Raw genomic sequence first — 12007 nt, 5'->3', positions numbered from 1 at the left:
TGCCCTGTCTGCACGGTACGGAGCGGAACTCGAACGCGATTCAGATAGAATCAATAGCTACTGAACAGTCCCTGTCTCGAAGGCTACTGAATGTATCCGAGATCGTTCAGTCGCTGTTTGATCGAGTCGGATGCGTGTTGTGTGCCGGAAACGACATCGGCCGGCTGGAGAGCCGAAACGGTTTCCTCTATCAGAGGTCGGTCGGCGCCACCGACGACGGATCGCTCTCGAGCGTTCTGGATCAGGACGCACGCATCCCGATCGCCATTGCGTGCATCCTTTCGAACGGCCCCATCTTGGGTGCTGTACACCGCGTGCCACGGGCCGAAGTACGGCTCTCGGTCGTCCGGTTCAAGCGGAAGTTCATCACCTGGTTCCTGCATCCGATACGTCGAAGTGACGACGGGGTCGTCGCTCTCGAACGTTCGAGGATGGCCCTCAACGTAGGCGCGCACGACATCGGGGAACCGGGTTAGCGAAACAGGCGCATCGATAGTCAACCCACTATTGTCGTCGGGTGTACTAACGAGAAGTGGAACGTGTGTTAGCTGCTCGTTGATCCCGAAATTATGATCGATAAGCCGTATCGGTGTTCCGAGTTCGCACGGTTCTCCGAATCCCTCCCCGTGATCGGACGTAATAACGAGTACGGTTTCAGAAAGGTCGTTGCGGGCCTTCAGCGCCTCAATCAATTCGCCGACGATCGCATCGGCCTGCCGTATGCACCCATCGTACAGTGACTCGAATGCTCCGAGTTGCCACCACGGACGATCGCCCAAAAACTCACGTAACAACGGCTCACTGATCTCCTCGTGGAGTCTCCGGAGTTCCGAACTGCCCCATCGATCGTACCTCGTCGCCGGAAGGTACGGATAGTGGGCATCCATGAGGTTTATACACGCCGCCCACGGGTCACTCCGGTTGTCGGACCACTCGAGAAACGATTCGATATGCTGGCGGCTCTCGTCGTGATCAACCGTCGGTCCTCGAATTCGTTCGATCTGGTCGCTAACACCGTTGTATAACGATTTGATCGGGTGATCACTGCTGAGCGCGGCGGTAAAATACTCCCTCTTTCCAGTCGCGCCGCTCAATTCATCGGGCGACAACGCATCGGGAAACGGGTACGTCGAAGACGACGGCCCGTCAACATCGTCGAACGGCCGTGCAAGCGAGGACGCTTCGGCGACGACAGTGTTGGACGTAAAGAGACCAGTTTGATACCCTTCCTCGGAAAGTTCCTCCCAGATGGTCGTTCCCCGCTTGAGTTCCGCCGTGTGATCTACGGCACGGTGTTCAGCAACCTCGTATCCAGTGAAGAGGCTCGCGTGGCTCGCGATGCTATGAATGCCCGGTGAGCGCGCCTGCGTGTACACCGTCGCCTCCGACGCAAACTCCTCCAGATTCGGTGTCGTCTCGTTGTAATAGCCGTGAAGGCTCGTATTCGCCGCTCGAACGCTATCGAGAACGACGAGGAGAACGTTAGGCGATGTCATATACTATCTTCGTTGACAGCCTGATAAAATCCTCTCGGTAACAGGGTGCCACATTATCTCCAGTTCGGATGCATATATCCGATCGCACACGTCAGGTCCAATCCAGCGGGAGATCGATTGGAAGGTTCTGATCGACAGTCAGCCGGAAGTGAGCGGAGATGACGATGAGGGTCGTGAAGTAGACGACCGAGCCGAGTCCAACGAGCGCTAGCACGACGGCGATGTTACTGCTGAGATTTACGTATTCTGCCTCGAGCCAGAGACCAGCGTAGACGAAGAGACCCATGATTCCTGCCGCGATCCACTGTCGTCCGATCTCTCCGACGGGAACGGAGAATTCGACCAGTGACGAGAGCGAAATGTAGGCGATGACGAGACTGACGGCGACTGACGAAGCAGTCGCCGCTGCCGCACCGACAACACCGAAGATCGGGATCAGACTGACGTTTAGAAGGATGTTCGCGCCGATGAATACAGCGTTGACTTTGAAGGACACGTCGGGCCTGTCGATCGCGTCGAGCGTCATCGTGAACTGTCGCTGGTACCCCTGAATCAACGTCGCGACGATGAGAACTGAGAGAACGGTCGCTCCTTGCGTGAACTCCTCGCCGTACACTCGGAGTAAGCGCTCCCCGAGCAACGTTCCACCGACGAGACCCGGAATAAGGATCAGTCCGCCGTACGTGAGCGCAGCCTCGAATAGTTCCGCGACCGATTCTGAGTCGTCGTCCGCCGAGAGCGAACTCATCTCGGGGAACAGCGTTTCGCTCAGTGAGCCGCCGAACAGTATCAGAAACACCGCGATGTTCCAAGCCGCCGTGTAGATTCCGACGAGCGACGACGACACGAAGAACCCGAGGACGGCGACATCAACCCAGTTGAACGCGCGCGAACGGATCTCGCCGAGCCACGAGTACTCCGCATAAGAGACGATCCGGCGGTAGTGTTCCACCGTCGGGAGCGAGATCGAGTCGAAATGACGAATCGCTATCCAGAGCCCGAGTACGGAGACGAGTGCGTACCCAGCAGTATACCCGATGAAGAGACCGGTTATCTGGAACCCAGCGAGAATGGCTCCGATTTGGACGAGACTCCGTGTTCCGGTCCGAATCGGATTGAAAATACCCGAGATATGGACGAGATGTTGTCCGGTCAGTATCGAGTTCACCGTCGACTGGACGACAGTAACGAATAGGAATAGTACCACGACTGCCGCAGTAGGGTATCCGATATAGTCATTTATCTGTTCCCGAAAGAGCAGGGCGACAACGGAGACGATCAGGAAGAGGGCGAGGACGACCGTCCCGCCGGCGATCGTGTAGGCCGCCTCGTCGTCGCCCTCGCTGACGCGTTTGTTGATCGCACTCGGAACGCCCATTTTCACTGCGATTCCGAGCCAAGAGACCGTTGAGAGCACGAGATAATAGATACCGAGCGTCTCGGACCCGAGAAATCGAGCGATAAATATCGTCGCGACGAACCCGAGCATGGATGCCAAAAATCGGGAGATGAAATGAACGATCGATGTCTGGCCCAGTCGCATACGCCAATCGGCGGGTGGGAAGGCAATAAGGCCTCTTTTTCGAGACTAACAGCGAGATCTACGAGACACACGTCACGTGTTGCACGGTTTCGGTCGTGCTATGCCCTGTAGCCGAGTTCGTGTAATCGCTGCTCGACCTCGGCGTCGATATCTCCGTCGGCTTCCGTCACGTCGACTCGGTCTAAGGTTTCAACGGACGATTCGACAAGTTCTCGGTTCGCGAGTCCTCTCGCCGCTCGCTGATCGTGTCTCGTCGATTCGAATCGAACTTGGTCCTCACGACGAATGGCGTCAACTACCGTTCTGTCACCTTGTTCGTGGCAGACTGCATGCCACGGCCCGAAGTACGGTTCCCGCTCGCTCTCCGGCAACGGTAACTCCGCTGCTGGCTCCTCGAGTCGGTACGAACTCGTGATCGTATAGCCGTCGTCCGGAACGAAACTCCCTCTCTCACCGTCGATAACGCTTTTCACGACTGACGGAAACCGAGTTAACGACGCGGGTTCAGTTACGGTTTCGCCTGCCGTCTGTCCGGGATACTTGACCACCAAGGGAACGTGAGCGAGTTCGTCACCGATCCCCCAACTGTGGTCGATCAGACGTACTGCGTCGTTCACGACGCTGTACTCTCCGAACCCCTCTCCGTGGTCGCTCGTCACGACCACTAAGGTGTCCTCGAGTTCGTTCGCCGCCTCGAGTCTGTCGAGCAATTCGGCGAGGTACGCGTCGGCTTGCCTGATGCAGCCGTCGTACAGGCTCGTACACGCTTCGAGTTCCCAGAACGGCCGGTCGCCAAGGTATTGGGTCGTCAGCGGCCCGCCCATTGCCTCTCGATGGAGGTCTTGAAGGACATCGCCGCCCCACCGGTCGTACTTCTCCTGTGGCAAGTACGGATAATGAGCGTCCATGAGATTGAGACACGCCGCCCACGGGCCGTCGTTCGACTCTCGCCACTCGAGGAACTCTTTGACGTACTCTCCCCCGTGTTCTCTCTCCGGATCGTGTGCCGCGCTCGAATTGCCGAACTCCCTCGCTAACCCGTTTCCGATGGCTTTGAGCGGAGACTCGCTCTCGAGACACGCTCGAACGTACTCGATGTAACTCGGATTTCCCGAAACGTGTTCCGGACCGAGCGCATCCGGAAATACTAGTTCATCACGTTTCGGTCCCACAACGTGGTTAAAGAACGTCGAAAGGTTCGAAGATTCAGAAACGATCGCGTTTGGTGTGAACAGTCCAGTCCGGTACCCGTCGTCAGCTAGTTCTTCCCAAATCGTATGTCCGGACGCTAAATTCGCACTATGCGACGTGGCCCGATGCTCGGCCACGTGATAGCCGGTGAAAATACTCACGTGACTCGATATGCTGTGAATACCGGGTGATTTCGCAGTTGTATAGGTCGTCGACTGGGTTGCAAACTCGTCCAGATGTGGTGTTGTCTGTCGCGGATAGCCAAGATGGCCCACGTTTTGGGCACGAACACTGTCGAGAATAACGAGAAGAACGTTCGGCTGATCCATACGTATGGGTTCGGACGGGCATATTTGTATACTTCGGTAGGTGGAATATACATCCCCCATATTATACACGAGAGAATACTAAAGAAATTAGAACCCTATCTGACGCATTCCGTTAGTGATAAACAGGTGCAAATCACTTCACCACTAATGACAGTTAGCTTTACAAAATGGCTCTCCCAGAGTATATCGAATTTCCGGGAGACGGATAAACCGCTGTTGTCACGTGTTGTCCGACCGATCTATTATATCTACGTCGCGTTCCTTCTCCGTATCACGAAGTGGTATCCGTACGGAACCAACATTTTCGAACGTGATTGGGACGCGCTCATCATTCTCGACGCCTGTCGTGTTGATGCGTTACGGGAGGTCGCCGACGAGTACGAGTTCCTGACCGTCGACGACTCGATAACCTCCGTCGGGAGCACGTCTTTCGAATGGATGAATCATACCTTTGACGCCGAATACCGGGACGAGATTCAGGATACCGCATACGTGACCGGAAACGGATATACGGAGCGGGTACTCGGTAACGGCGGCGATACGGGACACGCAGCGATGCCGTTCGGACCATCCGAGTACGATGTCGTCAGTCCCGGGGACTTCGGTTATCTCGAGGAACTCTGGCGGGTAGAGTTTGACGACTCTGCTGAGTGGATGGTCGGGAGTGAGGATGGCACTCGTGTTCACCCACGCTATACAACCGACCGTGCAATTGCGGCAGGCCGAAATCGTAGCACTGACCGGCTGGTCGTCCACTACATGTATCCACACGATCCCTATCCACTGGCCGATGATCCCGACCTGCAGGAACCGTTTGATGCGCTCAGAGCGGGACGCGTCGATCGCGACGAGACGTGGGACGAATACCTACAGAACCTTCGGTTCGTGCTCGATGAAGTCGAAGTTTTGCTCGACAACGTCGATGCTGACAATGTCGTGATCACTGCAGACCACGGAGAAGCATTCGGGGAGTATAGCTTCTACCGACACGTTATCGGTTGTCCACTGCCGTGTATGCGAACCGTCCCGTGGGCCGAGACAACCGCTGCGGATACCGGCGAATATGAACCTCGCGCTCCAGCACCACAGTCGGCTACCGAAACGGCGACCGCCGAAGAGCGATTAGAAGATTTGGGTTATTTGTAGCGTTACCGGTACGGTCTACGTTCTTATCGTCGTCTGGAGTCTTTCAGCAAGCGTGTCGGTATCAACACGAACATCAACGCCGACCTGCTCACACTGGACGTACCGGTATTCGTGATCCATGCTCGCGGCCAGTCGGTCAAACGTGGCCATCGTCTTGTCCCCGAACAATTCGATCACCGTGAGATCGTCGCCGTATAGGATGTTCGTCAGTCCTGCACCGTGGGGTGCAACGACGACGTCAGCACGACGGAATAGGTCGATCTGTTCACGGACGCTCAACTCGCCGAGGAGATACGTATCGACGTTGTACTCGTCTAACACACGTTGAACCGCGTCTCTATTCGAGACGCGTCGTACCGTTGCATCGCCGCGTGCGATGTAGATCCGGTTACTTCGTTCCTCATCGGAACCGCCATCGCGTACAGTGCCATCACGCATCCGATCACGCATCCAGAAACACTCCTCGGGGATGGGATCGGGAAACGTTGGAACGACCAGCGAATTCGCCTTCGCGATTCCACCGTCAAAACTGGCGATTTCTCCGGTATAATCGATGATATCGAGCGATTCTTTCATCCAGCTTGAACAGTCAGCTGGGACAAGCAGCGTCGGATAAATCCCCGTTTCGGAGCCATATCGCTCGAGGAGGCGAACGCGCAAGAGACACTCTACGGTCCAGTGGTAGTAGTTGTTCCACGGCGGGACGGCAAACGCGACTGTGTCGAATCGCCGATCAGGTTCTCCATCGCCACGGAGTGCATCGAGAGTTCGGCGGGCACCGTTCTCCGATATCGACCGTGCGATAGTAACGCCGGTTCGTCGCTGTGTGAGCGGCGGCGTTCCGACGGTGTCGGCGATGACGGTTCCCTCCGCAGTGAGACCGGGACCGACGGGACCGAGTAGCATCGCATCCGGGAACTCGCAAACGAATCTGTTTCCGGGTTCGTACTGCTCAGGCGTGTCGTGCCCCCGGAATCCGGACGGTCCTTTGAGTCGCATCGGTTCGTTGTATTCCTCGTATTCGAGACATTCCGACCGATTCCGTACGTCGTCGCGGTATAGTATATCAACGCGCTTTTCGAGAAGATGCTTGTATACGGTTCGATAGAGGAGAAGATCATTGACCACAAGATCACGCCCCTCGGAGATGAGTTCCGCTACTCCGTCTTGCCGAACCTTACGGACCGCACGACCCGGGACGTTACTGAGCTCCATCTTCGTTGAGATTTCTATCAGGAACGCTTTTAACAGCACCGGGATATAGCCGTCTTGTATGCCGTCGTCTCCTCTCGTTTCGTTTATTATCCCCGTTTATAACGATCCGAACGGCCTCCGTGATACGTTGGAATCAGTAACAAGTCAGCGAGATGCTCCGCCGTTCGAAATCCTCGTTGTCGACAACGACTCGACGGATGAAACGCCGGCGGTTATCGATGCGTTCGAATCGGAATACCCCGACGTGGTTTCCGGATATACCGAAACGGATGTTCAGAGTTCGTACGCGGCAAGAAACACCGGTCTCGAACACGCGACTGGAGACATCATCGCATTCTTAGACGCGGACGAAACCGTCGGCAAGAACTGGCTCGAGACAGCACTCGAAGCGAGGAACGAACAAGACGTCGCGTACCTCGGGTGCAACGTGAGGCTGACTCTCGAGTCGGATACGCTCGTCGGGCGGTACAATTCTCGAACCGGATTCCCAGTACAAACGTATTTGCAGGAAGAAAACTACGCCCCGACGTGTGCGCTCCTCGTCCAGCGCGAGGTCTTCGAGGACGTTGGCGTGTTCGACAGCCGCCTGATTTCGGGTGGTGACCTTGAGTTCGGACACCGTGTCGCAGCTGCGGGTTACGAGCAAGGATATACAGGAGATGCTACTGTCACCCATCCTGCACGCACATCGCTTGAATCGGTTGCGAAGAAGAACTTCCGAGTCGGTCGCGGGTTCTGTCAGAAACAGCGGTACTACCCGGATCGATATGGCCAGCCGGGAGTTCCACCGCAACCGTCTGGTTCCGGGAGTGGTGACGACGGAGACGAATCGGACGCCGCCGCGACGCGCGTAGCGTTCACGATACTTTCAGTGACGATGCTAGCGTGTCGCGGATTCGGCTACTACTACGAGTTTCTGTTCGGCGCAGAATAGCAGGCTACGCGTTCGCCTTCTCGATGAGATTCGGTGTTAGCATTGCGTATAGGTAACCCAACCCAACAGCACCCGTGAAGAGAACAATCGATATCAGTTGCTTTGCACCGAATGTCGATGGTGAGCGGACCAACCCTCGCATTCGCCTCGGAATGAAGTGTGTTAGCAACTGCTTCAAGTAGTCGCCCTTGTCATCGGGAGCGTTCGGATAGAGGAGATCCATTATCCGTTTCGAGTACCCTTGCCAGAACGAGCGGAATACGAGCCACTGAAAGTCACCACGGTAGTCAAATAACTTGTGATGGACAACCGCGTCCTCGGTGAAAATCATCCCTTTGCCGTATTGCTCTAATAACCGGATACCGACCGGCGCCTCGTGGGCCTGTAGGTGTTGGTCCCCTTTCCTTCCTGTGTTGGGATCGTAGCCGCCGACTGCCAAGAATACCGACCGGCGATACGAGATGTTCGATCCGTACGTGTTTCGGACCTCTTCTCCGTCTTCGGCGAACCCGGGCTCTACACAGCCGACGAGCCAGTAGAATTCCGCTGGAAAGAAATCGGGTTTCTCGGTCACCCAATCGGGCACGACGTCGCCACCGACCGCGATCGCATCCGTTTCGTCGTAGACTCGAGCCAGTTCGGCTACCCAATCGTCCTCGGCGACGGCGTCGTCATCGATAAACGCGACCACGTCTCCGGTCGCGATCTCAGCGCCGCGTGTTCGACTGTACGAGATCCCGTGATTCTCGTCGTTACAGTGGAGGATGACGTCGTCGAGGCCACCATAGTCGTCTCGGACGCGTTCGAAGACCGGTTCGTTGCCGTCGACGACGATCACGACCTCGAGCGGGTCGTACGTCTGTGCGAGGACGCTATCGACGCACTCCGAAAAGACATCGTAGCGTTCCATCGCGTAGGTACAGATAACGACGGAGACCTTCATCGGAGACGGATTTCGGTGAGGCCTGAATAAGCTTTTTCGTTCACACGAGTCCGTTGGCGCGACGATCACGGATCCCTGAGAGTCCGCGAATCGGCCGCGTTCGACGACCGGATATCAAACACTGACGAGTATATAACAAGACTTATTCTTGGCTTGGGTCTGGTGCAAGCTAATGAGTACCGACACAGAACGCGTCGAGGACGGAACCGAAACGTCCCTCCTCGAGTCGTTCCGAGACTGGTATCACCTCCCCGTTCTCGGGGCCGTGATGCTGTTTATGGTCTGGTTGCGAACCCAGGCGTACGAGCAGTTCGTAACGGATGACGGAACGCCCGCGCTGGCGGGCATCGACTCGTGGTATCACTGGCGGACGATCAACTGGACGGCAGAGAACTTCCCGCAGACGATGCCTTACGAGGTCTGGACCGGGTTCCCGACCGGAAATTACGTCGGTCAGTTCGGCACGCTGTTCGACCAACTCATCGTCACCGCGGCGATGATCGTCGGACTCGGCGATCCGTCGGCCGAGACGCTGTATACGGTCTCGCTGCTCGCGATTCCGGTCATGGCCGCACTCGTGGCGATTCCCGTCTTCTACGCCGGTCGGCGGCTCGGCGGCACGCTCGGCGGCATCGTCTCCGTGCTCGTCCTCGCGCTCGCGAAGGGGCAGTTCCTCTCGCGGTCGACGGTCGGCCAACTCGACCACCACGTCGGCGAGGTCCTGTTCATGGCGATCGCGATCCTCTCGATGATGGTCGCGCTCACCGCTGCCGAACGCGAGAAACCGATCTACGAACTGGTCGTCGACAGGGACTGGGACACGCTCCGAACGCCGGCCCTCTACAGTGGCCTCGCCGGACTCGCACTTACGCTTTACATCTGGGTCTGGCCGTCGGCCGTGTTGCTGATCGGTATTCTCGGTGTCTTCTTTACCATCCAACTCTGTCTCGACTACCTGCGCGGCGTCTCGCCGGACCACGTCGCCTTCGTGGGCGCGGTCAGCCTCGGTGTGACCGCGATTCTGACGGTGCTCCTGATGGAGCACCCCGGTAGCACGAGTTCGACGAGCTTCGGACTCCTCCAGCCGCTTACCGCCCTCCTCGTGGCCGTCGGCTGTGTCTTCATGGCGTGGCTCGCCCGTCAGTGGAACAACCGCGGCCTCGAGCGACGGTATTATCCCGTCGCGATCGGCGGCCTCATCGGTGCGACGCTGCTGGTGATGTGGCTCGCCCTTCCCGGTCTGTTCGATACGATCATCGGTAACGCGACGCGCCGAATGTTACCGTTCGGCGGGGCGACCACTGACCTCACCATTCAGGAGGCCCAGCCGCCGGAGGACTTCTTCAACAGCGTCTTCCGAGAGTTCGGGTCCGCGTTCTACACGATGCTCATCGGACTCGCGTTCCTCGCGATCCGGCCGCTCCTCGGTCGGAAGCTCCGTGCCGAACACACGCTCGTCATCGTCTGGTCGCTGTTCCTGATCAGCATGGCGGCGACGCAGGTCCGCTTCTCGTACTACCTCATGCTCGCGGTCGCGATCGTCAACGCCGCGTTCGTCGCGGAGGTCGTCGGGCTTTTCGACATCGATCTCACGACGAGCCTCGAGTCGATCCGATCGATCGAGACCTATCAGGTCATCGTCGTCGCGCTGGTCGTCTTGCTCCTGTTCGCACCGCTGCTGCCGCCGCTGGCGTCGGCGACCGCTTGGGACAGCGCCGAGGGCGCTCAACCGGGCGGTAGCGCGGTCATCTGGGAGGATTCGAACCAGTGGCTACAGGACAACACGCCCGCGCCGGGGAACTACGGCGGTGCGAACAACGCCAGCGAACTCGACTATTACGGGACGTACACTCCCGGGGACGGTGACTACGAGTATCCCGACGGCGCGTACGGCGTCATGTCGTGGTGGGACTACGGCCACCTGATAACGACGCAGGGCGAGCGGATTCCACACTCGAATCCGTTCCAGCAGAACGCGCGATCGTCGTCGGCGTTCCTGACCGCCGAGTCCGAGCAACGGGGAGAACTGATCCTCGATGCGATCGCTGCAGGCGAATCGGTCAGCAACCAATCCAACGAGGAGCTTCGGCAGGCAGCGACGGAGAGTAACTCCGAGGAACCGATCCGGTACGTGATGGTCGATTACCAGATGGCCGGCGGAAAGTTCGGTGCGATTACGCAGTGGTCCGGACCGGACTACTCCCATTACGTGACACCCGAGGACTACAACGGCCAACCGATCAACTCGTCCGAGATCAGTCAGGTCTTCGGCGATCTGCCGTACGAGGACACGATGTTGTCGCAGTTGTACTTCGACGACACCAACGGGATGGAGAACTACCGGCTCGTCCACGAGAACGCCGATGTCGGATCACCGCTCTTCGTCAGCTACGCGCAAGTCGACAACAACGGGCAGGTTATCCACCTCAACGAGGACAACGAACGCGTTCCGGCCGGGCAGGGTCGACCCGCCGTCGCCGTAAACCAGCAGATGCCCCAGTCGCAAGCGGCGCAGCTCCAGAATCACCCGAACTACCAGGTCTTCGATGCGAAGCGTTCGGCCGCCGTGAAGACGTTCGAACGCGTCGAGGGCGCAACGATCGCTGGCGATCTCGAGGGCGTGAACGTCTCCGACACTGCTAACGCGACGATCGCAGCGTCAGTAGAACTCGAGACGGGAGATGAACGGACGTTCAACTACACCCAGCAAGCCGACGTGGCCGACGACGGCAGCTTCGAACTGACGGTGCCGTACGCGACGAACGACGAACTCAGCGTCGACGACGGCTACACGAACAGCAGTGTCGAGGCCACCGGCGACTACAACGTCAGCGTCATCGCGCCCGGCGAGCAGGGCTTCCCCGCCGTCCAGTACAGAGGACAGACCGACGTTCCCGAAACGGCGGTCGTGAACGGCGAGACGATCGACGATGTCGCCTTCGAGGAAGTCGAGTCCGAGGAACCGGCGGGGAACGAGACCGACGGTAACGAGTCGACCGGCAACGAAAGCGAAACCGCATCCGGCGACTCCGGATCGACCGACGACGGAACGGCCGATAACGGAACCAGCGAGTCGCTCACGTCGGTCGCGGCTGAGCCGGCTCACTTACCCTGACGAACTGACTCGTCGCCGCTCGAGTCACGCGGTCGTCTTCGGGAGACGAACGAAGTGAGAAGTCTTTTGATGGGATCCGAAATACGTCTCGAGGA

At 57.9% G+C, this 12007-nt stretch carries 8 protein-coding genes; 3 read left to right on the top strand and 5 right to left on the bottom strand.

The window, feature by feature from the left end; genetic code table 11:
- Positions 1-83 precede the first annotated feature (83 nt).
- From ACT4ML_RS01140 to ACT4ML_RS01130, 3 genes are all read right to left on the bottom strand, one after another.
- Positions 84-1496, bottom strand: a complete 1413-nt coding sequence (locus tag ACT4ML_RS01140) for a sulfatase (RefSeq protein WP_444719215.1) — start codon at positions 1494-1496, stop codon at positions 84-86.
- Between the two features lie 91 nt (positions 1497-1587).
- Entirely contained in the window at positions 1588-3039 is a 1452-nt protein-coding gene (locus ACT4ML_RS01135; RefSeq protein WP_444719214.1) for an oligosaccharide flippase family protein, read from the bottom strand.
- A gap of 98 nt (positions 3040-3137) precedes the next feature.
- Complete coding sequence (locus ACT4ML_RS01130) at positions 3138-4559, bottom strand: sulfatase (RefSeq protein ID WP_444719213.1); 1422 nt, start codon at positions 4557-4559, stop codon at positions 3138-3140.
- Between the two features lie 147 nt (positions 4560-4706).
- On the opposite strand from ACT4ML_RS01130, the gene ACT4ML_RS01125 reads away from it, so the two are divergent.
- Positions 4707-5705, top strand: a complete 999-nt coding sequence (locus tag ACT4ML_RS01125; RefSeq protein ID WP_444719212.1) for a hypothetical protein — start codon at positions 4707-4709, stop codon at positions 5703-5705.
- Positions 5706-5720: 15 nt separating this feature from the next.
- On the opposite strand, the gene ACT4ML_RS01120 is transcribed toward ACT4ML_RS01125, so the two are convergent.
- Positions 5721-6920, bottom strand: coding sequence for a glycosyltransferase family 61 protein (locus tag ACT4ML_RS01120; RefSeq protein WP_444719211.1), 1200 nt, complete (start codon positions 6918-6920; stop codon positions 5721-5723).
- Positions 6921-6978: 58 nt separating this feature from the next.
- On the opposite strand from ACT4ML_RS01120, the gene ACT4ML_RS01115 reads away from it, so the two are divergent.
- Complete coding sequence (locus ACT4ML_RS01115; RefSeq protein WP_444719210.1) at positions 6979-7854, top strand: glycosyltransferase; 876 nt, start codon at positions 6979-6981, stop codon at positions 7852-7854.
- 4 nt (positions 7855-7858) lie between these two features.
- Here the strand turns inward: ACT4ML_RS01115 and aglG are convergent, their stop codons facing one another.
- The gene (aglG, locus tag ACT4ML_RS01110; protein ID WP_444719874.1) at positions 7859-8797 is read right to left on the bottom strand and encodes a glucosyl-dolichyl phosphate glucuronosyltransferase; all 939 of its coding nucleotides are present in this window, start codon (positions 8795-8797) and stop codon (positions 7859-7861) included.
- A gap of 172 nt (positions 8798-8969) precedes the next feature.
- Here aglG and ACT4ML_RS01105 point away from each other — a divergent pair, with 172 nt between their 5' ends.
- Entirely contained in the window at positions 8970-11912 is a 2943-nt protein-coding gene (locus tag ACT4ML_RS01105; RefSeq protein WP_444719209.1) for an oligosaccharyl transferase, archaeosortase A system-associated, read from the top strand.
- Positions 11913-12007 lie beyond the last annotated feature (95 nt).

The sequence above is a fragment of the Natrinema sp. LN54 genome (assembly GCF_052439245.1).
GTDB lineage: Archaea > Halobacteriota > Halobacteria > Halobacteriales > Natrialbaceae > Natrinema > Natrinema versiforme_A.
Note: the sequence above shows the minus strand (reverse complement) of the source record. Positions and strands in the feature narration are given on the sequence as shown.

Coding starts and splice junctions, on each gene's coding strand:
- ACT4ML_RS01140 (WP_444719215.1), bottom strand. CDS start 1,496: ATGACATCGCCTAACGTTCTCCTCGTCGTTCTCGATAGCGTTCGAGCG.
- aglG (WP_444719874.1), bottom strand. CDS start 8,797: ATGAAGGTCTCCGTCGTTATCTGTACCTACGCGATGGAACGCTACGAT.
- ACT4ML_RS01125 (WP_444719212.1), top strand. CDS start 4,707: ATGACAGTTAGCTTTACAAAATGGCTCTCCCAGAGTATATCGAATTTC.
- ACT4ML_RS01115 (WP_444719210.1), top strand. CDS start 6,979: ATGCCGTCGTCTCCTCTCGTTTCGTTTATTATCCCCGTTTATAACGAT.
- ACT4ML_RS01130 (WP_444719213.1), bottom strand. CDS start 4,559: ATGGATCAGCCGAACGTTCTTCTCGTTATTCTCGACAGTGTTCGTGCC.
- ACT4ML_RS01120 (WP_444719211.1), bottom strand. CDS start 6,920: ATGGAGCTCAGTAACGTCCCGGGTCGTGCGGTCCGTAAGGTTCGGCAA.
- ACT4ML_RS01105 (WP_444719209.1), top strand. CDS start 8,970: ATGAGTACCGACACAGAACGCGTCGAGGACGGAACCGAAACGTCCCTC.
- ACT4ML_RS01135 (WP_444719214.1), bottom strand. CDS start 3,039: ATGCGACTGGGCCAGACATCGATCGTTCATTTCATCTCCCGATTTTTG.